Source organism: Kitasatospora sp. NPDC058162 (assembly GCF_042884005.1).
GTDB lineage: Bacteria > Actinomycetota > Actinomycetes > Streptomycetales > Streptomycetaceae > Kitasatospora.
The window spans coordinates 812,368-837,463 of record NZ_JBHVUS010000001.1; the positions used below are offsets into that span (position 1 = coordinate 812,368).

General features: G+C 73.8%; 21 protein-coding genes. 17 read left to right on the top strand and 4 right to left on the bottom strand.

Translation table 11 applies throughout. From position 1 onward, the window contains the following. The first annotated feature begins 62 nt into the window (after positions 1 to 62). Complete coding sequence (locus ACFVXG_RS03190) at positions 63 to 1,553, top strand: purine-cytosine permease family protein (RefSeq protein WP_387923740.1); 1,491 nt, start codon at positions 63 to 65, stop codon at positions 1,551 to 1,553. A 108-nt stretch (positions 1,554 to 1,661) separates the two neighbouring features. Here the strand turns inward: ACFVXG_RS03190 and ACFVXG_RS03195 are convergent, their stop codons facing one another. Both ACFVXG_RS03195 and ACFVXG_RS03200 read right to left on the bottom strand, forming a co-directional pair. Beyond that, on the bottom strand, positions 1,662 to 1,790 hold the full coding sequence (locus ACFVXG_RS03195; RefSeq protein WP_387923742.1) for a hypothetical protein: 129 nt from the start codon (positions 1,788 to 1,790) through the stop codon (positions 1,662 to 1,664). A gap of 123 nt (positions 1,791 to 1,913) precedes the next feature. Further along, complete coding sequence (locus ACFVXG_RS03200) at positions 1,914 to 2,627, bottom strand: DUF4232 domain-containing protein (RefSeq protein WP_387923744.1); 714 nt, start codon at positions 2,625 to 2,627, stop codon at positions 1,914 to 1,916. 380 nt (positions 2,628 to 3,007) lie between these two features. Between ACFVXG_RS03200 and ACFVXG_RS03205 the strand changes: the two genes are divergently transcribed. Together ACFVXG_RS03205 and ACFVXG_RS03210 are read left to right on the top strand one after the other, a co-directional pair. Next, positions 3,008 to 3,223, top strand: coding sequence for a hypothetical protein (locus ACFVXG_RS03205; RefSeq protein ID WP_387923746.1), 216 nt, complete (start codon positions 3,008 to 3,010; stop codon positions 3,221 to 3,223). Between the two features lie 146 nt (positions 3,224 to 3,369). Beyond that, entirely contained in the window at positions 3,370 to 4,578 is a 1,209-nt protein-coding gene (locus ACFVXG_RS03210; RefSeq protein WP_387923748.1) for a response regulator, read from the top strand. A 33-nt stretch (positions 4,579 to 4,611) separates the two neighbouring features. On the opposite strand, the gene ACFVXG_RS03215 is transcribed toward ACFVXG_RS03210, so the two are convergent. Beyond that, complete coding sequence (locus ACFVXG_RS03215; RefSeq protein WP_387923750.1) at positions 4,612 to 5,298, bottom strand: alpha/beta fold hydrolase; 687 nt, start codon at positions 5,296 to 5,298, stop codon at positions 4,612 to 4,614. A gap of 377 nt (positions 5,299 to 5,675) precedes the next feature. Between ACFVXG_RS03215 and ACFVXG_RS03220 the strand changes: the two genes are divergently transcribed. The 11 genes from ACFVXG_RS03220 to ACFVXG_RS03270 all read left to right on the top strand — a co-directional run bounded on the left by ACFVXG_RS03220 (position 5,676) and on the right by ACFVXG_RS03270 (position 20,881). Further along, positions 5,676 to 6,167, top strand: a complete 492-nt coding sequence (locus ACFVXG_RS03220) for a YcxB family protein (RefSeq protein WP_387923752.1) — start codon at positions 5,676 to 5,678, stop codon at positions 6,165 to 6,167. Positions 6,168 to 6,313: 146 nt separating this feature from the next. Continuing rightward, a complete protein-coding gene (locus ACFVXG_RS03225; protein WP_387923753.1) occupies positions 6,314 to 8,008 on the top strand; it encodes an LCP family protein in 1,695 nt (564 codons plus the stop codon). Positions 8,009 to 8,439: 431 nt separating this feature from the next. Then, on the top strand, positions 8,440 to 9,483 hold the full coding sequence (locus ACFVXG_RS03230; RefSeq protein ID WP_387923755.1) for a nucleotidyl transferase AbiEii/AbiGii toxin family protein: 1,044 nt from the start codon (positions 8,440 to 8,442) through the stop codon (positions 9,481 to 9,483). Positions 9,484 to 9,514: 31 nt separating this feature from the next. Next, positions 9,515 to 10,036: a MarR family winged helix-turn-helix transcriptional regulator gene (locus ACFVXG_RS03235; protein ID WP_387923757.1), complete on the top strand. Its 522-nt coding sequence runs from the start codon at positions 9,515 to 9,517 to the stop codon at positions 10,034 to 10,036. Between the two features lie 172 nt (positions 10,037 to 10,208). After that, positions 10,209 to 10,685, top strand: coding sequence for a hypothetical protein (locus tag ACFVXG_RS03240; protein ID WP_387923758.1), 477 nt, complete (start codon positions 10,209 to 10,211; stop codon positions 10,683 to 10,685). Then, a complete protein-coding gene (locus ACFVXG_RS03245) occupies positions 10,682 to 11,548 on the top strand; it encodes an NmrA family NAD(P)-binding protein (protein ID WP_387923760.1) in 867 nt (288 codons plus the stop codon). The genes ACFVXG_RS03240 and ACFVXG_RS03245 overlap by 4 nt, the downstream gene beginning before the upstream one ends. Positions 11,549 to 11,927: 379 nt before the next feature. After that, positions 11,928 to 15,887, top strand: a complete 3,960-nt coding sequence (locus ACFVXG_RS03250) for a Pls/PosA family non-ribosomal peptide synthetase (protein WP_387923762.1) — start codon at positions 11,928 to 11,930, stop codon at positions 15,885 to 15,887. A gap of 56 nt (positions 15,888 to 15,943) precedes the next feature. After that, positions 15,944 to 17,440 (top strand): M1 family metallopeptidase, encoded by a 1,497-nt coding sequence (locus ACFVXG_RS03255; RefSeq protein WP_387923764.1) that lies wholly within the window; start codon positions 15,944 to 15,946, stop codon positions 17,438 to 17,440. A gap of 58 nt (positions 17,441 to 17,498) precedes the next feature. After that, on the top strand, positions 17,499 to 18,878 hold the full coding sequence (locus tag ACFVXG_RS03260; protein ID WP_387923766.1) for a serine hydrolase domain-containing protein: 1,380 nt from the start codon (positions 17,499 to 17,501) through the stop codon (positions 18,876 to 18,878). Positions 18,879 to 19,193: 315 nt separating this feature from the next. Beyond that, positions 19,194 to 20,030, top strand: a complete 837-nt coding sequence (locus tag ACFVXG_RS03265; RefSeq protein ID WP_387923768.1) for a GNAT family N-acetyltransferase — start codon at positions 19,194 to 19,196, stop codon at positions 20,028 to 20,030. Beyond that, positions 20,027 to 20,881 carry a lysophospholipid acyltransferase family protein gene (locus ACFVXG_RS03270; protein ID WP_387923769.1) on the top strand — a complete coding sequence of 285 codons (855 nt, stop codon included), beginning with the start codon at positions 20,027 to 20,029 and terminating at the stop codon, positions 20,879 to 20,881. Before ACFVXG_RS03265 ends, ACFVXG_RS03270 begins: the two co-directional genes overlap by 4 nt. Positions 20,882 to 21,019: 138 nt before the next feature. On the opposite strand, the gene ACFVXG_RS03275 is transcribed toward ACFVXG_RS03270, so the two are convergent. Then, positions 21,020 to 22,588, bottom strand: coding sequence for an MFS transporter (locus ACFVXG_RS03275; RefSeq protein ID WP_387923771.1), 1,569 nt, complete (start codon positions 22,586 to 22,588; stop codon positions 21,020 to 21,022). Between the two features lie 179 nt (positions 22,589 to 22,767). On the opposite strand from ACFVXG_RS03275, the gene ACFVXG_RS03280 reads away from it, so the two are divergent. The 3 genes from ACFVXG_RS03280 (at position 22,768) to pip (ending at position 24,966) form a co-directional block, all read left to right on the top strand. Further along, positions 22,768 to 23,445, top strand: coding sequence for a TetR/AcrR family transcriptional regulator C-terminal domain-containing protein (locus tag ACFVXG_RS03280; RefSeq protein WP_387923773.1), 678 nt, complete (start codon positions 22,768 to 22,770; stop codon positions 23,443 to 23,445). Between the two features lie 70 nt (positions 23,446 to 23,515). Then, complete coding sequence (locus tag ACFVXG_RS03285; protein ID WP_387923775.1) at positions 23,516 to 23,941, top strand: hypothetical protein; 426 nt, start codon at positions 23,516 to 23,518, stop codon at positions 23,939 to 23,941. Between the two features lie 62 nt (positions 23,942 to 24,003). Further along, positions 24,004 to 24,966, top strand: coding sequence for a prolyl aminopeptidase (gene pip / locus ACFVXG_RS03290; protein ID WP_387923776.1), 963 nt, complete (start codon positions 24,004 to 24,006; stop codon positions 24,964 to 24,966). Positions 24,967 to 25,096 lie beyond the last annotated feature (130 nt).

Consider the following 25,096-nt stretch of genomic DNA (forward strand, 5'->3'; position numbering starts at 1 on the left):
GAGTTCCATAAATGTTCCACTTGCCCGATTTACTCCCGCTTCACACGCCCGGAGCCACCCTCATGGACAACCTGTCCACCGTCGACACCGACGGCGCGATAGAGACCCGCGGTATCGAACCCGTCCCCGACCACGAGCGCGGGGGCAGAGTCCGCGAGCTCTTCCCGACCTGGGTCGCGGCGAACATCAGCGTGCTGCTGCTCACCATGGGCGCGGCCCTGGTGGTGTTCAACCAGCTGAACTTCTGGCAGGTCCTGATCGTCGCCGCGTGCGCCGCACTCGCCTCGTTCGGCATGGTCGGCGTGCTGTCGGTCTCCGGCAAGTGGGGCGGGGCGCCGGGCGCGACCCTCTCCCGGGCCACCTTCGGGGTGCGCGGGAACCTCTTCCCGGGCGCGATCCTCTGGATCGCGCGGTTCGGCTGGGAGACGATCAACGCCGTCACCGGTGCCTACGCCGTGCTGACGGTGCTCGACCTGCTCTTCGGCATCAAGAGCAACACCGCGCTGATCGTGATCACGCTCTTCGCCTTCGTCGCCTGCACCTTCCTGGTGTCCGGCATGGGCCGCAAGGCGCTGAACGTCTGCAACACCTGGTCGACGTACCTCTTCGGCATCTTCAGCGTCCTGGTGCTGGGCTACCTGATCGCGACCATGCACTGGAGCGAGGTCTTCTCCAAGCCCGCGGGCACCACCGCGATGATGATCGCCGGCATCGGGACCATCGCCGCCGGCGGCATCAGCTGGGTCCCCACCGGCCCGGACTTCGCCCGCTACCTGCCGCACGCCGCCTCCGGCAAGAAGATCGTCGGCGTGACGGTCTCCGGCGCCGGCCTGGTCATGGTCCCGATGGTGCTGATGGGCGCCGTGATGGCGGTGGCCTCGCCCGGTCTGGCGCAGGCCGCGGACCCGGTCTCCTTCCTCGGTGACCTGCTCCCGACCTGGCTGGCCGTGCCCTACCTGCTGACCGCGATCGTGGGCATGCTGCTGATCAACAGCCTCTCCATGTACTCGGCCGGCTTCACCGCGCAGACCATGGGCGTCAAGCTGCCGCGCGCCATGGCCGTCAGCATCAACGCCGTGATCTCGCTGGTCGGCGGCCTGCTGCTGATGCTGGTCGCCAAGAGCTTCCTGGGTTCCTTCATCACCTTCCTGATCCTGCTCGCGGTGTCCTTCTCGGCCTGGATCGGCGTCTACGCGGTGGACATGTTCCGTCGCCGGTCGCGTGCGGTGCGCTACGACGCCGCCGCGCTGATGGACACCACCCGCAACAGCCGCTACTGGTACGTGGGCGGCTTCTGCTGGCAGGCGATGGTGTCCTGGGTGCTCGCGCTGCTGATCGGCCTCGCCTTCACCAAGTGCGACTGGTTCGCCGGCCCGCTCTCCGACACCCCGGTCGGCAAGTACGGGCTCGCCTGGGCAGCGACCATCGTGATCTCCGGCGTGATCATGGCCGTGCTCCCCGCCCCCAAGGAGAACACCCCCGCCACCGCCGAGCAGCCCGCCGCCGAGCAGGCCGCCGACGAGGCGGAGCGAACCGACGGGGTCACCGTCTGACCTCGGGCCCCGCGCCTTCGCACCCCGGGACCGCCCGGTCGCCGACTCAGCCGAGTCGACGCGACCGGGCGGTCCCGTTTTCGCTGCCGTGTCCCACGGCAGGAGGCGTCAGCGCCGGGTGAGGCCGGCCCTGCGGGAGAGCTCCGGGTCGTCCGGGGCGCCGAGGACGAGGATCTGGAGGGCCGCGCCGACGTAGACGGCCAGGAGGCGGGCGATCCTGCGGGGCGTGCTGTGCATGGCGGGTTTGTCCGTTTCTCTCGTCGTTCTCTCGTCGTTCTCTCGTCGGTCTTCTCGTCGGTCTTCTCGTCGGTCTTCTCGTCGCGCTCTTCGACGTTCTCTCGTCGGTGGGTGGTGCCCGGGTCACCAGGAGACGGCGTCGTCCATCGACTGCTGCCAGTAGGTGACCTTGAGGGAGTCGTCCACGTACACGCCCTTCGCGGGCAGCGAGGGGTGGGCGGCCGCGCCGACGCTCTCGTTGCCGGACGGGCCGTGGAAGTAGACCTCCAGGGAGTTCGCCGTGTAGCCGTTGGTGTTGTCGGTGCCGTCGGTGGAGGACAGGTTCACGGAGGCGTAGCCGGACTCGCCGGGCTTGAGCGTGACGACGGCCTGCGGCTTCGAGTCGGTGATCACCGGGGGCACGGACTGGGCCTCGCCGAACCGGACGGCCGGGTAGCCGTGGAGGTAGCAGGTGCCGGGGCCGGTGTTGGTGACCGTGAGCAGCATGTGGTTCACGGGGCGGTTCAACGGGGCGGCGGTCGTCCTGGTGTCGGCGCCCGTGCAGGTGACCGGCTTGGCCGCCTCCGGGGCCTGCCCGGCGGCCGACTTCGACGCGGGGACGTTCGGGCTGGGCTTGGCGCTACCCGGTGCGGGCCCGGCGACCGGAGGCTTGCCGGTGGTGCCGACCGGGGCGACGGACGTCGGCGAGGCGGGCACAGTGGGCCGCAGCGTCGGACCGCTCGTCGACGCGATGTCCCCGGTGTCCCCGTTGTCGGTGCACGCGGTGACCGAGAAGGCGGCGAGCACGACGCTCGCGGCAACGGTGGCCAGACGGGTGCGGGAGGTACGGACGGACATGTGCTCGGGCCCCTTTCGGCATGCGGTCGAACGGTTCGTCGACCGGCTGACCGAAGCTTGCGCAACGGTCCGTCCCGGCCACCACACCCGGCGCCCCGATGGGGACGGTGGAACGGAGAACAGGGCTCTGACCAGCGGGAACGGAACACCCCTGGAACGGTGGAACGGGACGCCGGGGGAAACGGACGGACGCTGGCACAGCGGGACCGGCCACCACCCCGGGCCCGAACACCGCGCGGTGTTGCCGATTGGTGTTGCCGCCCCGGAAACGGGGGCGCAACGGTGGCCGGACTGGCCATGCTGTGACGCACCGTCAGACCGGTCCGGCTGGCGGACAGGTCGTGGTCGGCGGAGGCCGCCACGGATCGAGGAGGTTCACGGTGCGGCGTGCGCTGCTGTCGACCAGGGCGACTCTGGTGCTGCTGATCGGCGTGCTCACGGGAATAGGCGCGGGCGTCCTGGCCGCCGCCGGGGGCGTGCACGCGGCGCAGTGCGTCCTGTACGGTGCCGGGGCCTTCGGCGTCGCTGTGCCGTTCGTCGACCGGCTCGTCGCCGGTCCGGAGCAGGAGCCGGCGGAGAACGAGTCCGCTTCCTGATGCGTGCGCGGCCCGGGCTCTCCGGGTCCCGGGCCGCAACCGACCCGATACCGCAAGGCCCGATACCGCAACGCCAGCTACTGCAACGCCAGATACTGCAAGGATGGTGCCGTCGTGGAGGCCGTAGGACACCGGGGGGTGACCGGGTGGGGAACCTGCAGCCGCTGAGCCCCGACCTGAACGAGGAGTGCCGTGCCTTCGCCGAGGCCCTGCGCAGCCTGTTCGCCGGGCTGTGGCCCGCGGTGTCGGTGCGCCGCTACAGCTCGCGCCGGCATCTGAGCCCGGGGGCGCTCTCCCGCTACCTGTCCGGGCAGCGGATCCCGTCCTGGCAGTTCGTCCAGGACCTGCTCACCGACGTGGGCGCCGACCGGGGCAGCGTCGCCACCCCGGAGACGATCGAGCTCCTCCGCTCCCTGCACACGGCCGCGCAGGAGACCAGCGCCTCGGTGGGCCACGCCGTGCAGCAGCTGCAGTTCCAACTGGCCGAGGCCGACCGGCTGTCGCGGCGCTCGGCCGCCCACAGCGACGTCCTGGGCGACGCCCTGCTCGACAAGAACCACCGCATCGCCGATCTGGAGCTGCGCCTCAACCAGTTGGAGAGCGACTGGGCGCGAGAGCGCGCCCGCGCGGACGAGATCGCCCTGTACAGCGGCGACCACGCGGACCTGCTCCTGGAGAAGCAGCACCTGGAGAAGGAAGTCGCGCGGCTGGAGAACGAGTTGGGGGAGGCGCTCCGGCGTCAGCTCGCCGCCGAGGCGCGCTGTGAGCTGCTGGAGCGCCAGTTGGTCGTCGCCGAGCAGCAGGCCGGCGAGGACCCGCTGGGCATCGAGGCGCCCGCCCCCGCCCCCACCCCGACCGGCACCGGCACCGGCACCGGCAGGCCCAGGGTCCTGGTGGTCGACGACCAGCCCGCGAACCTGGTGGCCCTGGAGGCCGTCCTCGCGGCCGCCGACTGGGACGTCCTGGCCGTCGCCTCCGGTCCGGACGCCCTGAAGGCGCTGCTCCAGCACAACGACATCGCCGTCATCGTCCTGGACGTGCAGATGCCGGGCATGGACGGCTACGCGACCGCGGCCCAGATCAAGAGCCGCGCGCAGACCCGCGACATCCCGATCATCTTCGTCACCGCGATCGGCGCCGATCCGGAGAACACCCTGCGCGGCTACGACGCCGGGGCGGTCGACTTCATCGTCAAGCCCTTCGACCCCTGGCTCCTGCGCGCCAAGGTGACTGCTCTGACCGGCATGTACCTGAGCTACCGCGGCACTCCGCGCGCCGTGCCCCCGGACCAGCCCGCGCACACCGCCACCGGCTGGCTCCTGCCCAGCACCCGCCGGCCGCACCAGCCGTCCTGACCACGACACCCCCGCGGCCGGAGCCCGGCCCGGTCAGCCCCCGGTCGCCGCAGCGTGGAGGAGGTGGGCGAGCTCGGTCGGCCTGGTGAACATGGGCCAGTGGCCGGAGTCGATGTCGACGAAGTCGACGTGCTCGGCCCGGGCGAGTTCCGGGGCCTCGCCGGCGGCGATCCATCCGCGGGCCTGCTCCGGGGTGAACTCGGGGCAGACCACCACGACCGGTACCCCGTAGCGGCGCCGGTCCGTCAGCCGGACCACGCCCCGGGCCACCTGTTCGGGGACGGGGACGGCCCCGGTGGCGATCCGGCGCCGGAGGTCGTCATCGAGGTCGGCGCTGTCGGCTCCCGCGAACGGGCCCCAGCCGGGGAAGGGCATGGCGCCGTCCCGGATGTCGAAGAAGTCGGCGTACGGGCGGCCGTCCTCGTGCGGGAAGCCGCCGATCAGTGCCAGCTTGGCGAGCCGGTCCGGGTGCGCGTCGGCGGCCAGCCAGCCGAGGGTGCAGGCGGCCGAGTGCGCCACGAGCAGGGGCTTCCCGGCCGCCGCGTCGACGGCGGCGAGGACCGCCGCCAGCTGCTCGTCGAGGGTGGCGGACGAGCGTCCGTCGCCCTGGCCCGGGAGGGTCACGGGCCGCGGTCGGTGCCCGAGCGCCTCCAGGGCTGGCACCACGGCGTCCCAGGCACTGGCGTCCAGCCACAAACCGCCGATGAGCAGGATGTCCACGGTGGGACCCACTTCCTTGTCGGGGTGGAGAAAGGAGAGGAGGAGACGGCCGGAGGCGTCGCGCGGTGGACGCGGCCTGCCCGGTCGGCTGCGCTCCCATGCTAGGAGCGATTCCGGACGATCTGTTTCCTGATGCTCCGACAGCTGCCCACGCCGACCGACATGCCGACCGGAACGAGCCCCACCGCCCGCGCCCCGCGCACCCTGGAGATCCTGCGGACCCGCCCCGGCACGACCAGCCGAACAGCTCGCGGAGAAGCTCGGGGTAACGGATCCACGCCGAACCCGCCGTCACCTCCGGGCCACTTGGCGCCCACCGCCGCTCCTGGCAGGATGCCGGGACGACGGGGCAGTGGACGAACCACCGGGGGCGGGCCGTGAGCATCCAGGTCACCTACGAACTGACGGCCGACCAGGCGTACCACGGGGTGCGGCGGGCGAACCGGCGCCGCTTCGCGCTCGTCCGGGCGTGCTGCGCGGTGCTCCTGGCCTGCGGGATCGTCCTGCTGGCGACAGGAGGTCAGCCGGTGCTCGGCTCGGTGCTGGTGGTGGTCGCGCCCCTGCTCGCCTTCTGGCAGTCGTACGCCACCAGGCTCCGGGTCGCCCGTCACCAGGCGGAGAACCCCGGTCCGCTGACCATCGCCTTCGCCGACAGCGGCTGCGCCTTCACCACCGGGGGCTTCCGGCAGGCGTTCGCCTGGTCGCGCTTCACCCGCATCGCGGACGACCGGGACCACCTGTTCCTGTACGCCCGCCGCGAACTCCCCGTGGCCGTCCCGAAGAGCGTGTTCCACCCCTATGAACTGGGGGAACTGATGAGGGTGTTGCAGAGCAGGCCCAACTACCGCCCCTCCCGCCGCTCCTCCTGACGGCCTGCCTGATCCCTGGCTCACACCCGTCGTCCGGCGCGAGAACCGCTCCGACCGTTCCGACACCGCTCCGAGCCGGGCGCACGTGATCTACGACACTCCGCGTAACGCGCAGGGCTTCTCAGCGCCTCGGGAGAGCAGGAGAGTTGTCGATCGAGGACGGGGCGGGCGGAGTGGGCCGGAGGCGCAGCGGTGGACAGGTCACGCACGAGGCGGCGGACGGAGGACCGACCAGCGGGCGGCGGTCACCACTGCTGATCGCGGGCCGGGTGGTGGCGTCCACGGCCGGATTCGCGGTGTTCGCGGCCAGCGGAGTGGTCTGGTACGAGTACACCTCGTTGACCGACGGGATGACCACCTCCAACGCGATCGCGGAGACCAAGAAGGACGCCCCGAAGCACCTGGACAACTCGGTCAACCTGCTGCTGATCGGCCTGGACAGCCGCAAGAACATGGACGGTTCGGACGTCGACCCGTCGATCGTCGAGAACGAGCTGCACGCCGGCCGTGACTCCGAGATCGGCGGCTACAACACCAACTCGCTGATCCTGCTGCACATACCGGCGGGCGGCGGCAAGGTGCAGGCGGTCTCCATCCCGCGCGACGACTACGTCATGACCTACAGCGGGAACGGCACCGAGATGGGCATGGCCAAGATCAAGGAAGCCTACGGCAACGCCAAGGACAAGTTCGACAAGAGCCCGAAGGCCAAGGGGCTCAAGGGTCCTGACCTGGAGAAGGCGGGCCGGGACGCCGGACGCGCGGCCACCATCCGCACCGTGCAGAGGTTCGTCGACCAGCCGGTGGACCACATCGCCGAGGTCAACCTGATGGGCTTCTACGACATCGCCGACGCGCTCAAGCCGATCGACGTCTGTCTGACCCACCCGGTGGACGACCCGATCATCTCCCGGACCGCCACCCACGAGGGCAGCGGTACCGGCCTCAAACTCCCTGCCGGGGTCAGCCACCTCAACGCCGCCGACGCGCTGTCCTTCGTCCGCCAGCGCCACAACCTGGACGACGGCCACGGCAACTCCGACGACTTCGCCCGCACCCACCGCCAGCAGGCCTTCATCTCCTCGGTGATGCACAAGCTCAAGAACCAGGGCGTGATCAACGACCTCGGGGCGATGCAGAAGCTGTTCGGCGTGGTGCAGAAGGACCTGGTGATCGACAACGAGTGGAACGTCCTGGACTTCGCCCAGCAGGCCCCGGCCCTGACCGGCGGCAACGTCGAGTTCAACACCCTGACCTTCGACAAGCCCGACAAGAAGGGCGACCCGCCGCAGGATGTCAACATCGTCACCCCGGCGAAGATCCAGAAGGTGGTCAAGCAGGTGTTCGGCGGCGCCGACGCCGCGGCTCCCGCGCCCGCCCCCGCCGACACCCCGAGCGGCGGCCCGACCGCCACCCCGGCCCCGGCCCCGGCCCCGACGGCCACTCACGCCGTCACCCCGGCCACCGTGGACGTGTACAACGCCTCCTCGGCCGCCGGGGTCTCCTCATCCAATGAGGCCAAGGTCCTGGTCGGCATGGGCTTCAAGGAGGGTGCGACCGGCCCGGCGCACACCAAGTCGAAGACCACCACGGTGACCTACGGCAAGGGCGCCAAGGAAGCCGCCGACCAGATCGCCGCCCGCTACGGCGTCACCGCCACCGAGTCCGCCTCGACCGGCGCCGGCCGCGTCGTGGTCACCCTCGGCACCTCCTTCGACGGCGTCGCCTCCGACCGGCCGGCCGCCCCGACGCCCGCCGCGAACGACCCGGCCGCCAACCTGCCGATGCAGGGCCCCGGCGTCGACGCCCAGTCCGACGGGGGCATCCCCTGCGTCTTCTGACGTCCGCTCTCCCACGCCCACCGAGCGACCGGCCGCTGCGGAGGCGCCCCGTCCGCTGGCATGTCCGCGGCCGAAAAATCGCAGGTCAAGGCTCTGTTCACGGGCCTCGGGCCGGTCTAGCATTCCGGATCACAGCAGCCCCACCACCCCCTTGCCGGGGCTGCTGGGCAGACCGGCCACGCCCCCACGTCGGCCGGTGCCTCCCACGGCCGGGACCGCAGGCCTCCCCCGTCCCCGCGGTCCCGGCCGGCCGCACCGCGATGCCAGCGACGGCGACGACGACGACGCCCGGCTGTCAGTGACGGCCGGTACAGTCGGCCGCCGGCGAACCGACGAGCAAGCGCGGGGCACCACAAGTGAAGGATTTCGCGGGGGAGTTCGAGACGGCCGACTGCACCGGCCGTCGAGACCGACGGGAGACCGTGCGTCCGATGACCTCCTCCCCGGAAGCCGAACGACGGCGCGGCGCGCACCGGGCCGTGCTCGACCACCTCCTCGCCCTCGTGGCCGGGTCCCCGCTGGTGGACGAACTGGTGCTGCGGGGAAGCATGGTGATGCCGGCCTGGGTGGGGGCCGATGCGCGGGAGCCGGCGGACCTCGACTGGATCGTGCCCCAGCCCCTGCTGCTCCCCGTCGACCCCGGGCACCCGTACCCGTTCGTGCCGGAGGTGGCGGACGTGCAGCAGTGGCCGGAGGCCGCCGACGGCGCCGCCCGGTACGAGATCTGGACGTTCGAGGATTTCGACGCCGGGGGCCGCCGGCCGGCGCTCCCGCCCGAGGGACTGCACTGGATCCTGGAAGCGGAGCCGGAGACCCGCCCGCCCCACGCCGTCCTGCTCGAGCTGGTGCGCGAGCGGCCGACGGTCGCCCCGGGCCTGGTGCTCGACCCGGCGGCCGCCCGGGACGACGGCACCTGGACCTACGCGGAGTACGACACCCCGAGCATCCGCCTGGTCATCCCCTGGCACGCGGAAGGCCTCCCGCCGGGCGAGGTGACACTGGACTTCGCCCGCGACGAGCGGCTCCCCGAGCCCCCCGTGTGGACGGCGGTCCCCCGCGCCGACGGCACCGCGCCGACTGCCGTACGCACCGCGAGCCGTGAGCTGTCGCTCGCCTGGAAACTGCTGTGGCTGCACGCCGACTGCGCCACGGAGGCCGGGGTGCGGGCCAAGGACCTCTACGACGCCGTCCTCCTCGCGGAGACCCAGGACGCCAAGCTGTCCCCGCGACTGCTGCGCGCGGTGTTCCGCCACGGGCCCGGCGGCACGGCGGCCGCGGATGCCCTGCGCCTGGACGCGGTGACACTGCGGCCCGAGGAGTGGGCGGACTTCCGAGCGCGCCACCCGCAGGTACGGGGCACGGCCCAGGAGTGGCTGGCGCGCCTGAGCCGGGCGCTGGAACCGGGCTCAGTGGTAGAGGATCACGTTGATGCCGCCAATCGTGCCCCACGGGCAGGAGCCGCCGGTCCGGCTTGACGAGGATCTGATTAGGCGCCATATTACTTGCATGACGCAGCACCCCGAGGCCAGTCCGGCCGCCCCCAGCATCGACCAGGCCCGGCGCCAGATCGCCCGCTACGGCCTCACGGCCGATCCGCAGGCGATCCTGGTCGCGGCCCGACTGATGGCGGCAGGCGCGCGGCTCGGCCAGGCCGGGGAGGTGCACTTCGGGCGCTTCGGACTCTCCACCGGCCGGTACCGCCTGCTGGCGGACCTGGAGGACCACGGCGGCGAGAAGTCGCCCTCCCAGCTCGCCGCCACCCTCGGGGTCTCCCGGGCGACCGTGACCGGCCTGGTCGACGGGCTGGAGCGGGACGGACTGGTGGCCCGCCGGCCGTCCACCGAGGACGGCCGCGGCAACGTGGTGATCCTGACCGCGCGCGGCGCCGAGCGGCTGCGCGAGCTGGCCCCCGAACACTTCGCCCGGATGCAGTCGCTGGTCAGCGGCCTCACCGTGGCGGAGCGCGCGACCTTCCTGGACCTGCTGGGCCGGATCGTCGCGGGCATCGACGCCCTCACCGAGGACTGACCCACCCCCGCCCCGGAGGCAGCAGCACCACCCGAGCCCGACGGCGGGCCGCCGAGCGGCCCGCCTTCTCGTCGCCCTGATAGTTAGGAACCTAAGCACAAATACTTAGGCGCCTAATCACAACGCCACAAACCACACAAACCGCACCCACCGGATCCACCGAGGAGTTCCCGTGAGCAAGAAGGCCCCCGGCGCACCCCCGCCCTTCGTCCTGTGGCGGGAGGTCCTGACCTCCTACGCGATGCCCGCCGTCAGCGCCGGAATCGGCGGGGCCGTCACCCGGCAGCCGGAACTGACCGTCGCCGCGTTCACCACCATCGGCGGCACCTCCGCCCTCGTGGCCGCCGCGCTCCGCCGCCGACCGGCCCGTTCCACCCCGCCCCGCACACCCCGGGCGCTCGCGGCCGCCGCCTCCGGCCTGTTCGCCGCCGCCCTCGGCCTCGCCGTCGGCCTGGCCGCCGCGCGCTGGCTCCCGCACCTCCCCTCGCTCGCCGACAGCCCCTGGCCGCGCCGGCTGCCGATCGACCTGCCGGTCTCCTCTCTGATCGCCGCGACCATCACCACCTGGCGCTGGCGCGGCAGCCGGCCGACCCGGGCGGCACAGCACCGACTCCCCACCACGACCCGACCCGAAAGGCAGACGTCATGATCGTCGTCATGGGCGCCGCAGGCGCCACCGGAGGCGCCACCCTGCGCAGCCTGGCCGCCCTCGGCGCACCGACCCGCGCCCTCAGCCGCGACCCCGCCCGACTGGCCGCCGCGCTCGACGACCGTACGCTCGCCCGGACCACCACCCTCCAGGCCGACGCCGCCGACCCGGCGTCCCTGCGCCGGGCGTTCCGGGGCGCGCACCAGCTGTTCCTCACCATGGCCAACGGCCCGCGCCAGGTGCAGCACGAGCTGGCCGCGATCGAGGCGGCCGTCGACTGCGGCGTGGAGCACATCGTCAAGGTGTCCGCGCCCGCCGCCGAGCCGGACTCCCCGGTCGCCGTCTCCCGGGGCCACCACCTGATCGAGGAGCACCTGCGGTCACTGCGCGTCACCGCGACCGTCCTGCGGCCGTACGCCTTCCTGCAGAAGCTGCTGCTCCTGGCGCCCGGCATCGCCGCCGGCGGGGTGGTGCACGGCGCGATGGGGCAGGCCCGGTGCAACTACGTGGACGTCCGGGACATCGGCGACGCCGCGGCGGAGGTGCTGACCCGCCCGGAGCTGGCCGGCGGCACCTACCCGCTCACCGGCGGGCGGGCCTACAGCTATCCGGAGCTCACCGCACTGTTGGGCGAGCTGCTCGGCCGGCCGGTCCGCTACCTCGACCTGGCTCCCGGCGAGCTGCACGCCCACCTGGTCGGCCGGGCCGGGATGCCGGACTGGCTGGCCGGCCACGTGGTGGAGATCCAGCAGCTCGCGGTGGTCCGCAAGGAGGTGCCGGACGACACCTTCACCCGTCTGACCGGGCGCTCCCCGCGCAGCCTGGAGGCCTTCCTCGGCGAGCACCTGCCGCACTTCCGCTGATCGCCCGACCCGTCCGGGGACACCCGGCGGGCCGGGCGCAGCACCGGGCAGCCCGGCCCGCCACCCGGATGGAGCAGTATTTACTGTGGCATGGGTCACGATCGGAAAATCGACCTGACGATCCGTCAATTCGACTGACAGATCGTCACATCGATGCGAAGAAGCATCAGTTGTTGTCTGACGTAACGTCAGGTTAGGCCGGTCAAGGCCGAGTTGAGCCTCCTGTCAGCCGCTGCCAGTTCGCCGCCCCGGGGCTACCATCGGTCGGGTTGTCCGCTCCGGCCCCGGAGTGGGGTCACCGGTCAAGCCGGTGATCCCGCCGCCCCAAGGGCCGGACAGCGGTAGGAACGGGGCGAGGACGAGGAGCGCATGGGCCGCCATGACAGCTGAACCGAGCCACCCGAAGCAGCACGCACCGGCACCACTGGCCGACCGGGCACCGCAAGACGGTCAGGCACCGCAGACCGGCGAAGCACCGCAGGCCGCACCCCCGCACGCCCTGCTCCCCGGCCGCCCGGCCGCCGCCCCGCGCACCCTGGTCGACGTGCTGGACGCCACCGTGCACGCCCACCCCGACGAGCCGGCCCTGGACGACGGGCGCACCGTGCTCAGCTACCGGGCGCTGGCCGCCGAGGTCGAGAAGCTCCGCCGCCGCCTTGCCGCCACCGGGATCGGCCCGGGCGACCGGGTCGGCATCCGGGTGCCCTCCGGCACCAACGACCTGTACGTCTCGATCCTCGCCGTGCTCGCCGCCGGCGCCGCCTACGTCCCGGTGGACGCCGAGGACCCGGACGAGCGCGCCCAGCTGGTCTTCGGCGAGGCCGCCGTGGCCGCCGTGCTCGGCGCCGACCGCGCGCTGAGCAGCACCGCGGAGCGCGCGCCCACCGCGGAACGCGCGCCCGCCCCGGAGCGCCGCCCCTCCCCCGCCGACGACGCGTGGATCATCTTCACCTCCGGCTCCACCGGCAAGCCCAAGGGCGTCGCGGTCACCCACCGCAACGCCGCCGCCTTCGTCGACGCCGAGGCCGCGCTCTTCCTCCAGGAGGAGCCGATCGGCCCGGGCGACCGGGTGATGGCCGGACTGTCGGTCGCCTTCGACGCCTCCTGCGAGGAGATGTGGCTGGCCTGGCGGCACGGCGCCTGCCTGGTGCCCGTCCCCCGCTCCCAGGTGCGCAGCGGCGCCGACCTGGGCCCCTGGCTGGCCGACCAGGAGATCACCGTGGTCTCCACCGTCCCGACGCTGGCCGCGCTGTGGCCCGCCGAGGCGCTCGACGAGGTCCGGCTGCTGATCTTCGGCGGCGAGGCCTGCCCGCCCGAGCTGGTGCAGCGCCTGGTCACCGAGGGCCGCGAGCTGTGGAACACCTACGGCCCGACCGAGGCCACCGTGGTCGCCTGCGCCGCGCTGCTCACCGGCGAGGGACCGGTCCGGATCGGCCTGCCGCTGGACGGCTGGGACCTCGCCGTGGTCGACGACGCCGGGCAGCCGGTCGCCCCCGGCGGCACCGGCCAGCTGGTGATCGGCGGCGTCGGCCTGGCCCGCTACCTCGACCCGGAGAAGGACGCCGAGAAGTACGCCCCGCTGCCCTCGCTGGGCTGGGAGCGCGCCTACCGCAGCGGTGACCTGGTCCAGGCCGACCCGGCCGGTCTGCTGTTCCTCGGCCGCACCGACGAGCAGATCAAGCTCGGCGGGCGCCGGATCGAACTCGGCGAGGTGGACGCCGCCCTGCAGGCGCTGCCCGGCGTGGCCGGCGCGGCCGCGGCCGTGCGGACCGCGCGCGGCGGCAACCAGCTGCTGGTCGGCTACCTGGTGGTCCAGGACGGCTTCGACCGCGAGCAGGCCGTCGAACGGCTGCGCGCCGAGCTGCCCGCCGCCCTGGTGCCGCTGCTCGCCCCGGTCGAGACCCTGCCCACCCGCACCTCCGGCAAGGTCGACCGCAACGCCCTGCCCTGGCCGCTGCCCGAGCTGGAGGCCGCCGGGCCGAACGAGCAGCTGTACGGCACCGAGGCCTGGCTGGCCGAGCAGTGGTCCGAGATCCTCGGGGTCCAGGTGGCCAGCGCGCGCGACGACTTCTTCGCGATCGGCGGCGGCAGCCTGGCCGCCGCCCGGCTGACCACCCTGCTGCGCACCCGCTACCCGAGCGCCGCCGTGCTGGACGTCTACCAGCACCCGACGCTGCGCAAGCTCGCCCGCCACCTGGAGCGCACGGCCCCCGACGGCGGCGAGGCCCGTACCGTCACCCTGGTGCCGACCCGGGCCAAGCTGCTCCAGCTGCTCCTGCTGATCCCGCTGTTCACCGTGGTCGGCCTGCGCTGGACGGTCGCCCTGCTGGCCGCCGGGAACCTGCTCGCCCACTTCGGCGACTACCCGTGGGCGCCCACCGCCTCCTGGTGGGCGGTCGGCGCGGGCGCGCTCGTGCTGTACAGCTCGCCGGGCCGGCTCGCGATCGGGGCCGGCGGCGCCCGGCTGCTGCTGCGCGGTCTGCGCCCCGGCAGCTACCCGCGCGGCGGCGCTGTGCACCTGCGGCTGTGGGCGGCCGAGCGGCTCACCGAGCTGAGCGGCGCGACCGGGCTGTCCGGCGCCTGGCTGGTCCCCTACGCCCGGGTGCTCGGCGCCAAGGTCGCGAAGGAGGTGGACCTGCACTCGCTGCCGCCGGTCACCGGGCTGCTCAAGCTGGGCCGGGGCTGCGCCGTCGAGGCCGAGGTCGACCTGTCCGGCTACTGGCTGGACGGCGACCGACTGGAGGTCGGCCAGATCAAGGTCGGCGCCGACGCGGTGGTCGGCACCCGTTCGACGCTGCTGCCCGGTGCCCGGGTCGGCAAGCGCGCCCAGGTGCTGCCCGGCTCCAGCGTCACCGGCCACGTGCCCACCGGCCAGCGCTGGGGCGGCGCCCCCGCCGTCAAGCTCGGCCGGGCCGAGTGGTCCTGGCCCGAGGGGCAGCCCGCCCGCCGGCCCGTCTGGGCCGCCCTGTACGGCGCGGGCGACGCCCTGCTCGGCCTGCTCCCGGTACTGCCCGCCGCGGCCGCCCTCGCCGTGCTCTCCCGCTTCGTCGACCAGGGCGCGGACCTCGGCCCGGCGCTCGGCGGCGCCCTGCTCGGCCTGCTGCCCGCCACCCTGGCCTACGGCGCGCTGTACGCGGCGCAGCTGGTGGTGCTGGTCCGGCTGCTGAGCCTCGGCCTGGTGCCCGGGGTGCACCCGCTGCACGGCCGGGTCAGCTGGCAGGCGTGGACGGTCAGCCAGCTGATGGACCGGGCCCGCGAGGTGCTGTTCCCGCTGTACGCCGGGCTGGTCACCCCGCTGTGGCTGCGGGCACTGGGGATGCGGGTCGGCCGCGGCGCCGAGGTGTCCACGGTGCTGGCCCTGCCCAGCCTGACCACCGTCGGGGACGGCGCGTTCCTGGCCGACGACACCCTGATCGCCCCGTACGAGCTGGGCGGCGGCTGGATGCGCCTGGGCGAGGCGAAGGTCGGCGACCGGGCCTTCCTCGGCAACTCGGGGATGACCGCGCCGGGCCGCTCGGTGCCCAAGCGGGGCCTGGTGGGCGTGCTGTCGGCGACGCCGGCGAAGGCGAAGAAGGGCGGCTCGTACCTGGGCATGCCGCCGATGCGGCTGCCGCGCGCGGCGGACCATGGCGACCAGAGCCTGACCTACGAGCCGCCGGCCCGGCTGCGCTGGGCGCGCGGGCTGGTCGAGCTGGCCCGGCTGCTGCCGGTGCTCGCCTCGGGGGCGCTGGGGCTGCTGACGGTGGCCGCGCTGTCCTGGCTGGCGGCCGGCTCCCCGGTGCGGGCGGCGCTGCTCTCCGGTCTGCTGCTGCTGGCCGCGGGCGGGGTGGCCTGCCTGGTCGCGGTGGCCGCGAAGTGGCTGCTGGTCGGCCGGTTCCGGGCGGTCGAGCACCCGCTGTGGAGCGGCTTCGTGTGGCGCAACGAGCTCGCCGACACCTTCGTCGAGGTGCTGGCGGTGCCGTGGCTGGTCGGCGCGGTGCCGGGCACCCCGGTGCTGAACCTGTGGTTGCGGGCGCTCGGTGCCAAGGTCGGGCACGGCGTGTGGTGCGAGAGCTACTGGCTGCCGGAGGCCGACCTGGTCACCCTCGGCGACGGGGTCAGCGTCAACCGGGGCTGCGTGGTGCAGACCCACCTCTTCCACGACCGGATCATGCGGATGGATACTGTGGTCCTCCGCGAGGGCGCCACCCTGGGCCCGGGCGGGATCGTGCTGCCCGGCAGCACGGTGGGCGAGCGCAGCACGCTGGGCCCGGCCTCGCTGGTGATGCGGGCCGAGTCCGTCCCCGCGGACACGCGGTGGCTGGGCAACCCCATCGAGGCGTGGCAGACCACGTCGTGACCAGCCCTCCCCCCGGTACGACCCCCCGTCCCGGCCCGCAGGAAGCGCCCGCCCCCGTGAAGCCCAAGCACGCCCAGCCCGCGGCCCCCGGCCCGGACCCCTACTTCCCCACCAGCGGCGACCACCGCTACCGGGTGCACCGCTACGAACTCGCGCTGGACTACCGGCCCGGGCCCAACCGGCTGGCCGGCTCGGCCCGGCTGAGCGCGGTCGCGGACGCGGCCCTGGCCGAGTTCGCGCTCGACCTGGCCGAGTTCCGGATCGGGCGGGTGCTGGTCGACGGCAAGGCCGCCCGCTACACCCACCGCGGCGGCAAGCTGCGGATCCGCCCGGCGAAGGCGCTCGCGGCGGGCGCGGCCTTCACCGTCGAGGTGCACTACACCGGCAACCCCCGCCCGGTGCGCAGCCCGTGGGGCGGCCTGGGCTGGGAGGAGCTGACCGAGGGCGCGCTGGTGGCCAGCCAGCCGATCGGCGCGCCGTCCTGGTTCCCGTGCAACGACCGGCCCGCGGACAAGGCGACGTACCAGCTGGCGGTCACCACGCCGTCCCCGTTCACGGTGCTCAGCGGCGGGCGGCTGCTCACCCGGACCACCCGGGCGTCCAGCACCACCTGGGTGTACGAGCAGAGCGCGCCGACCTCGCCGTACCTGGTGACGGTCTCGATCGGGCACTACCAGCCGGTGGCGCTGGGCCAGCCCCTGGCGCCGGGCCAACCGGTGGCGCCGGAACGGCCGGTGGCGTCGGCCGCCCGTCCGGCGGTGCCGCAGACCGGGTACGTGCCGCCGCGGCTCGCCGAGGACTTCGCCCGGGACTTCGCCCGGCAGCCCGAGATGATGGCGTACTTCGCCGAGGTCTTCGGGCCGTACCCGTTCGGCGAGTACGCGGTGGTGGTCGCGGACGAGGAGCTGGACGTCCCGGTGGAGGCCCAGGGCGTGGCCACCTTCGGCACCAACCACCTGGGCGGCGGCTGGGAACGGGAGCGGCTGATCGCGCACGAGCTGGCCCACCAGTGGTTCGGCAACAGCGTCACGATCGCCGACTGGCGGCACATCTGGCTCAACGAGGGCTTCGCCAAGTACGCGGAGTGGCTCTGGTCCGAGCACGCCGGGGGCCCGGCCGCGGCCGTGCACGCCGCCGCCGCGCACCGGCTGCTGGCGGGGCTGCCGCAGGACCTCAGGCTCGGCGACCCGGGCCGCCGGCTGATGTTCGACGACCGGCTGTACCAGCGCGGCGGCCTGGCGGTGCACGCGCTGCGGCAGGCACTCGGCGAGGACGCGTTCTTCGCGATGCTGCGGGACTGGACCGGCATCAACCGGCACGGCGTGGTCGCCACCGGCGACCTGCTCGCGCACGCCTCCCGGTACACCGCCACCCCGCTCGGCCCACTGTTCGAGGCGTGGCTGGAACAGCCGGAACTGCCGCCGCTGACGGACGGAGCGGGACAGCCGGGCGGACAGCCGAACGGAGGGCTGGGCGGACAGCCGAACGGAGGGCTGGGCGGACAGCCGAACGGAGGGCTCGGCGGACGGCTGCGCGGCTGGCTGGGCGGATAATCGCCCGGCTCCCGGCGTCGGCTCGGCTAGGGTCCCCAGCATGCCGACAAGTGATCACATGACCGATCTGCCCGACGAGCTGCTGCCGACCACCCGACGCGCCCTGCTGCACCGGATCGCCGTCGCCCAGGCCGAGGGCCGCACCCCCTCGCTGGTGGCGGGGGTGGTGCGGGACGGCCGACCCGTGTGGAGCGGTGCCCGCAGCATGATCGAGGGCCACGCGCCGGACCTGGACGTCCAGTACCGGATCGGCTCGCTCACCAAGACCTTCGTCGCGGTGCTGGTGCTGCGGCTGCGCGACGAGGGCCTGCTCGACCTGGCCGACCCGCTGGGCCGCCACCTGCCCGGCACCCCGGCCGACGGCGTCACCGTCGCCGAGCTGCTCGCGCACTCCGGCGGGCTCGCCGCCGAGACGCCCCAGCCCTGGTGGGAGCGGACCGACGGCGCGCTGCGGCCCGAACTCGGCGACCTGCTGGAGGAGTCGAGCCCGCTCAAGCACCCGGCCGGGCGCCGCCACCACTACTCCAACCCCGGCTACGCGCTGCTCGGCGCACTGGTCGAGCGACTGCGCGGCGAGCCGTGGGGCGAGGCGCTGCGCCGCGAGGTGCTGGCCCCGCTCGGCATGGACCGCACCACCCTGCTGCCCGAGCACCCGCACGCCGGGGGCTTCGCCGTCCACCCGTGGGCCGACGTCATGCTGCCCGAACCGCTCACCGACACCGGTCTGATGGGCCCGGCCGGCCAACTCTGGTCCACCGGTGCCGACCTGGCCCGCTGGGCGGCCTTCCTCGCCGCCGGCGACGACAAGGTGCTCACGTCCGACACCCTCGCCGAGATGCGCCGCCCCGCGGTCGGCCCGGAGGACGCCGACTGGACCTCCGGCTACGGCCTCGGCCTGCAACTGCGCCGCCACGAGGGCCGGGTGCTGTACGGCCACACCGGCTCGATGCCCGGCTTCACGGCCTGCCTGTGGGTCAGCGCCGAGGACGGCCTGGCCGCCTTCGCCCTGTCCAACGCCACCGGCGCCGCCAACACCTCACTGCTGACCGCCCAGTTGATCGAGATCACGGCCACCCACGAGCCCCGGCTGCCCGCGCCCTGGCGCCCGCTGTCCGAGGTGGACGAGGAGTTGCTCGCGCTCACCGGCCCCTGGTACTGGGGCGCCGCGCCCAACGCGCTGCGGCTGCGCGCCGAGGGCGTCCTGGAACTGACCCCGCTGGCCGGCACCGGCCGGGGGTCCCGCTTCCGGCCGCAGCCGGACGGCAGCTGGCTCGGCCTGGACAACTACTACGCGGGCGAGACCCTGCGGGTGGTCCGGCACCCGGACGGCACGGTCAGCCACCTGGACGTCGGCTCCTTCGTCTACACCCGCGAGCCGTACGGGCCGGACGGCGCCGTCCCGGGCGGCGTCGACCCGCGGGGCTGGCAGGCGTTCTGATCCCCGGCGCACCGCTCGGGGGCACGGGGGCACGGAGGCACGGGGGCGCGCACGTTGCAGGCGCGCGCCCCCGTTGTCCACCTCGGACGAACGACCGCCCGGTGCCGGGCAGGTGACCGGCAGGCCAAGGCCCGCCACGGGTGGTCCCATTCAACAGGTGCACATCTGCGCTCCTCCGGGCCGCAACGTGAATGCCAACCGGCTTGGAGACACATACGGGGACCGGTCCGCGCCCGATGCACCACCCCCTGCGGGCCGGGACGGTGCCCTGGTGATCCACGGCACCGCCGATCGTGCTGCCCTGGAGGGTCCGCCATGACCACCGTCCCCACGTACGCTCCGTCCGCAGTCGCCCCCACCCACGACGCCCCGGCGGTCCCCGCGCCCCGCACCCGGCCGGCCCCGGCACCGGCCGCCTACACCGTCTCCCTCGCCCGCGACGAGGACGACGTGCGCGCCGCCCAGCGGCTGCGCCACCAGGTCTTCGGCGCCGAGCTCGGCGCCGTCCTGCACAGCCCCGTCGCCGGACTCGACGTCGACCCCTTCGACCAGTACTGCGACCACCTGCTGGTCCGCGAGGGCCAGGACGGCGCCGTCGTCGGCACCTACCGGCTGCTCCGCCCCGAGGCCGCCCGCCGGGCCGGACGGCTGTACTCCGACAACGAGTTCGACCTCTCCGCGCTGGCGCCCGTCCGACCCGGCCTGGTCGAGCTCGGCCGCTCCTGCATCCACCCCGACCACCGGGGCAACGGCGCCGTCATCAACCTGATGTGGGGCGGCATCGCGCGCTACCTCGCCGACACCGGCAACACCTGGGTCGGCGGCTGCTGCTCCATCGACCTGGAGGACGGCGGCGCCACCGCGGCCCGGGTCTGGGACACCGTCAGCGCCAAGTACCTGGCCCCCGAGGAGTACCGGGTCACCCCGCACCGCCGCTGGGACGCCACCGGCGTGCCGCGCGCCGAGCGCGGCGCCCTGCCCGCCCTGCTCCGCGGCTACCTGCGGCTCGGCGCCTGGGTCTGCGGCGAGCCCGCCCACGACCCGGACTTCAACTGCGCCGACCTGTACGTCCTGCTGTCGCTGGAGCGCACCGACCCGCGCTACCTGCGGCACTTCCTGTCCGGAGCGGCCAGCCTGGGCACCCCGTCATGAGCGTCTGGCTGCCCACCGCGCCCTGCCGGCCGGAGACCTGCCTGGGCGAACGCGCACCGGAGGTCTCGCACCCCCGGCGGGTGCTGCGGCTGACCGGCTGCCTGGTGGCGGTGCTGGCCGGAGTGTTGCTCAGCCTGCCGGTGCGCCTGCTGCCCTACGGCGCCCGGGACCAGCTGACCCGGCTCTGGGCCCGGGTGGTGCTGCGCAGCCTCGGGGTGACCGTCCACCTCGGGACGGCCCGGACGGCCGGGGTCGGCGGGTCGTCCGGGGCCGTCGGCGGGCAGGCGGTCGGCGCCGACGGGGCGCTGGTGGTCGCCAACCACGTGTCCTGGCTGGACATCCCGCTGCTCGCGGCCGGTCGCCCGGGCCGGTCGCTGGCCAAGACCGAGGTCCGGCGGTGGCCGGTGCTCGGGCCGCTGGTCGCCTGGGGCGGCACCGTGTTCCTGGACCGCGACCGGCTGCGCACGCTCCCGGACACCGTGGCGGCGGTGGCCGAGGTGCTGCGCTCCGGACACCCGGTGATCGTCTTCCCGGAAGGGTCGACCTGGTGCGGGCGGGAGAGCGGACGCTTCCGGCCGGCCCTGTTCCAGGCCGCGGTCGAGGCGGGCGCCTTCGTCCAGCCGGTGACGATCCGCTACCGGCTCGCGGACGGGCGGCCGACCAGTGCGCCCGCCTTCATCGGCGACGACGGGCTGCTCACCTCGCTCGCCCGGGTGGTCGCGGTGCGCGGGCTGGTCGCCGAGGTGACCTTCCTGCCGCCGATCCCGCCGCCCGGACCGCAGCCCACCCGGGCGGGGGCCCGGCGGGAACTGGCCCGGGCTGCCCAGGCGGCGGTGGAGGGCATCCGCTGAGGCGGCGGCCCCACCACCTCCGACGCACCGTACGAAATCCCGCACGAAAGCCCGCACGAAAGCCCGTACGAGATCCGTACGGAATCCCGTGCGGGATCCCGCCCGAACTCCGCCCGAACTCCGCCTGACCGGTGCCGCTCAGGCGGAGCGGGCCCCGGCCGGCTCCGCCGGCTGCGGTGCGCCTGGACCGGCCTGGACGAGCGGACGGGCCCGGCCCAGCAGCACCGCGACCAGCACGGCGGTGACGGCCAACGCGGCCGAGCCGCAGCGCAGCGCTAGGTGGATGCCGTCGACGAAGGCGCCGTCCACCGCCTGCCGCACCGGCGCGGGCAGCGCGCCGCTCGCGCCAGCACCGCCGTGCGCCGCACCGGTGGGCGCGGCCGCGATCGGACCGACGGCCTCCGCCGGGAGGCCCAGCCGGTGCAGGGCAGCGCTCAGCTGATCCGTCATCCGGTTGGTCAGGACGGCGCCGAGCACCGCGATCCCGAGCACGCCGCCGAGTTCGCGCAGGGTGTTGACGGTCGCCGAGGCCATCCCGGTCTGCGCCGGAGCGACCCGCTGCATCACCGCGATCGAGATCGGGGTGAAGGTCAGGCCCATGCCGAAGCCGAGCGTGAACAGCGTCCAGAGGTACTCCGGGTAGTGGGCGTGGTCGCCGTACAGCGACAGCCCGCCGAGGCCGACCGCGCAGAGGGCGAGCCCGAGCACCATCGGCGGCCGGGGGCCGTACCGGGCCGCCAGGCGGCCGGACAGCGGACCCGCCACCACCAGCATCGCGGTCATCGGCAGCCCGCCGTAGGCCGCACCGGACGGGGACCAACCGAGCACGCCCTGCATCATCAGCGGCAGGAAGAACAGCGCCCCGAACATCCCGAAGCTGACCATGAAGCCGCTCAGCAGCGCACCGCTCAGCGCGCCGTCCCGGAACAGCCGCAGCTCCAGCATCGGCTCGGCCAGCCGCAGTTCGAGCAGCAGGAAGGCGACCAGCAGGACGACGGCGGCGCCGCCGCAGCCCACCACCCGGAGGTCGGTCCAGCCCCGTGCCGGACCCTCGATCAGGGAGTACACCAGCAGGCCGAGGCCCGCCGCCGAGAGCACGAAGCCGCCGAAGTCGATCCGCCGGGCCCGCGGCGGGATCCCCGGGAGGACCTTGGCGGCGAGCACCATCCCGACCACGCCGATCGGCACGTTGATCCAGAACACGGCGGCCCAGCCGAGGTGTTCGACCATGGGGCCGCCGATCACCGGGCCGATCGACAGGCCCAGCGCGGACACCCCCGACCACACACCGATGGCCCTGGTGCGCTCGCCCTCGTCGGTGAACACGTGGCGCAGCAGGGTCAGGCTGCCCGGGGTGAGCAGCGCCGCCCCCACGCCCTGGACCATCCGGCCGCCGACCAGCACCCCGATCGTCCCGGCGAGCGCGGCCACCGCGGAACCGACCGTGAACAGGCCCAGGCCCAGCACGAACGTCCGGGTGCGGCCGTGGCGGTCGCCGAGCGCGCCGCCGGTCAGGACGAGTGCGGCGTAGACCAGGCTGTAGCCCTCGGCGACCCGCTGGAGGCCGCTGACCCCGGCGTCCAGGTCCTGCCCGATGCGGGGCAGGGCGACGTTGACGACGACGTTGTCCAGCATGGCCATGAACATCGCCACGCAGAGCGTCAGTAGCGCCAGCTGCTTCCTGCGGCGCGTACTCGGCTCCCCCATGGAGGTCCCTCCCGATTCCATCCCTAACGGTGTTAGGGCCTGATGTGACACGCACAGACTGCCCCTAACACTGTTAGATCGCAAGCCGAATTCCCGACCTGCGGATTCACCGGCCGAGCGGGCGTGGCACTGTTGACCCGCCACACCGTTGACCCGCCACCGGAGGCGTCCGCACAGCCATGCCGCAGAACGACGACGCGACCCCCGCCCTCACCCGCGAAGCCCTCACCCAGGCCGCGCTGCGCGTCCTGGAGCGGGACGGCCTGGACGGGCTCTCGATGCGCAAGGTCGCCGCCGAGGTCGGCGTCAAGGCGGCCTCGCTGTACTGGCACGTCCGCAACAAGCAGGAACTGCTCGACCTGCTCAGCGACGCGATCCTCGCCTCGGCCGAACCCCCGCCGCGCCAGGCCGACTGGCGGGTCGAGCTGTACGAGTACTGCGCCAGCTACCGCCGGCTGCTGCTCGGCAACCGCGACGCCGCCAAGGTCGTGGCCGGCCGCCTCGCCCCCGGGCCGTACCTGTTCAACCTGCTGGAGGACCAGCTCGACCGGCTCCGCTCCGCCGGGTTCTCCGACGCCGACACCGCCATGGCCAGCTACCTGCTGGGCGCCTTCGTCCAGGGCTTCGTGCTCCAGGAGCAGTCGCCGCTCTCCGCCGCCGAGGCGCTCGGCGCCAGCCGCCGGGACATCGCCGCCGACGCCGGGAACCTCTTCCGCGGCCTGCCCCCGGAGCAGTACCCCAACCTCACGGACCTCGCCGACCACATCACCGGCCCGGACATGGACGCCCGCTTCGACTTCTGCGTCCAGCGCGTCCTCGACGGACTGGCCGCCCTGCTGCCGCCCGACCGCCGCTGACCAGCGGCGCAGCCGCGGCGGTCGGCTACCATACCCACCAGGTAAAGGGCGGGCAAAGGGGCGGCGGGGCATGACCGAGCAGCAGTCGGCACAGGAACCGGCGGGGCACCAGCCCGGGGACCCGACCCCCGTCCCCGGCGGTCAGGTCGGACTGGCCACCGGCCTCGCCCGCGACTCGGCCGGGTGCCTCGGCGAGTTCGTCCTCGAGGCCGTCGGCGGGGTGGTCCTCCTCGCCCTCACCACGGCCTCGCTGGCGGGGGCCTTCTTCCTCGCCCGGACACTCCACCGGGCCAGCCCCGGCGCCGGGTACGCGCTCGCCGCCCTCGGCCTGCTCGGCCTCGTCCACGGCATCCGCCACCGGCGCCGACCGAAGGAGCAGCGCACCCGACTCGGGCGGATCACCGCCGGGATCACGGGCGTACTCGGCCTCTGGCTGATCCTCTGCGTCGGGTACGCCTCCTTCGACACCGCCTTCGGGCTAAACATCGGACTCTGAACTCCCGGACGCCCGGTAGGCTCACCCGGCGCCCCGCCCGAACGTCCACGGAGGAGTTCCCGATGCCCGAGCCGTACCAGCACGACGAGCCGTACGCCCAGGGCCTGTTGGACGTCGGCGACGGGCAGCGGATCCACTGGAACACCTCCGGCGCCCCGGACGGGAAGCCCGCCGTGGTGGTGCACGGCGGGCCCGGCTCGGGCCACAACCCGGGCTCCCGGCGGTACTTCGACCCGCGGCGCTACCGCGTCGTCCAGTACGACCAGCGCGGCTGCGGACGCAGCCTCCCCCACGCCGCCGACCCGTCGACCGGGCTGGAGCACAACACCACCGCGCACCTGATCGCCGACCTGGAGCGGTTGCGCGAGCACCTGGGCATCGACAAGTGGCTGCTGTACGGCGGTTCCTGGGGCTCCACGCTGATCCTCGCCTATGCGCAGGCCCACCCGGAACGGGTCTCCGCGATCGTGATCTGCGGGGTCACCACGACCCGCCCCGCGGAGATCGAGTGGCTCTACCGGGGCGTCGGCCGCTTCCTGCCGGGCCCCTGGGAGGAGTTCCGCGACTTCCTGCCCGCCGCCGACCGGGACGGCGACGTGTTCGAGCTGCTCGCCGCCTACAGCCGACAGCTCAACAGCCCGGAGGAAGGCGTCCGGCGGGTCGCCGCGCAGGCCTGGGCCGCCTGGGAGGACGCGGTGATCTCGCACGAGGTGCTGGGCAAACCGAACGCCTACTCCGACCGGCCCTCCGACGCCCTGATGGCCTTCACCCGGATCACGGCGCACTACTTCTCGCACCGGGCCTTCCTCCCGGACGACCAACTGCTGCGCGACGCCCACCGACTGGCCGGGATCCCCGGCGAGCTGATCCACGGCCGGCTCGACCTCGGCGGACCGCTTGACACCCCCTGGCAACTGACCAAGGCCTGGCCGGACGCGAAGCTGACGGTGATCGACGAGGCCGGTCACACCGGCAGCCCGAAGATGGCCGAGGCCCTCCTCGCGGCCGTCGACCGCTTCGCCTGAGCCCGGCCGCACTCGCCGGGATCCGCCGGGATGCGCCGGGATCCGCCCGAACTCGCCCGAAGATTTCCTGACGGTTCGTCACCGGCGACTCCCCGTCCGAACGCTCGCCATCGAACGACCCGGGGCGCAG

Bases quoted from the DNA above. Each gene is read 5' to 3' on its own strand.
- ACFVXG_RS03190 (WP_387923740.1), top strand. From the start codon at position 63: ATGGACAACCTGTCCACCGTCGACACCGACGGCGCGATAGAGACCCGC.
- ACFVXG_RS03195 (WP_387923742.1), bottom strand. From the start codon at position 1,790: ATGCACAGCACGCCCCGCAGGATCGCCCGCCTCCTGGCCGTCTACGTC.
- ACFVXG_RS03200 (WP_387923744.1), bottom strand. From the start codon at position 2,627: ATGTCCGTCCGTACCTCCCGCACCCGTCTGGCCACCGTTGCCGCGAGC.
- ACFVXG_RS03230 (WP_387923755.1), top strand. From the start codon at position 8,440: ATGACCTCCTCCCCGGAAGCCGAACGACGGCGCGGCGCGCACCGGGCC.
- ACFVXG_RS03235 (WP_387923757.1), top strand. From the start codon at position 9,515: ATGACGCAGCACCCCGAGGCCAGTCCGGCCGCCCCCAGCATCGACCAG.
- ACFVXG_RS03245 (WP_387923760.1), top strand. From the start codon at position 10,682: ATGATCGTCGTCATGGGCGCCGCAGGCGCCACCGGAGGCGCCACCCTG.
- ACFVXG_RS03250 (WP_387923762.1), top strand. From the start codon at position 11,928: ATGACAGCTGAACCGAGCCACCCGAAGCAGCACGCACCGGCACCACTG.
- ACFVXG_RS03260 (WP_387923766.1), top strand. From the start codon at position 17,499: ATGACCGATCTGCCCGACGAGCTGCTGCCGACCACCCGACGCGCCCTG.
- ACFVXG_RS03265 (WP_387923768.1), top strand. From the start codon at position 19,194: ATGACCACCGTCCCCACGTACGCTCCGTCCGCAGTCGCCCCCACCCAC.
- ACFVXG_RS03270 (WP_387923769.1), top strand. From the start codon at position 20,027: ATGAGCGTCTGGCTGCCCACCGCGCCCTGCCGGCCGGAGACCTGCCTG.
- ACFVXG_RS03275 (WP_387923771.1), bottom strand. From the start codon at position 22,588: ATGGGGGAGCCGAGTACGCGCCGCAGGAAGCAGCTGGCGCTACTGACG.
- ACFVXG_RS03280 (WP_387923773.1), top strand. From the start codon at position 22,768: ATGCCGCAGAACGACGACGCGACCCCCGCCCTCACCCGCGAAGCCCTC.
- ACFVXG_RS03285 (WP_387923775.1), top strand. From the start codon at position 23,516: ATGACCGAGCAGCAGTCGGCACAGGAACCGGCGGGGCACCAGCCCGGG.
- pip (WP_387923776.1), top strand. From the start codon at position 24,004: ATGCCCGAGCCGTACCAGCACGACGAGCCGTACGCCCAGGGCCTGTTG.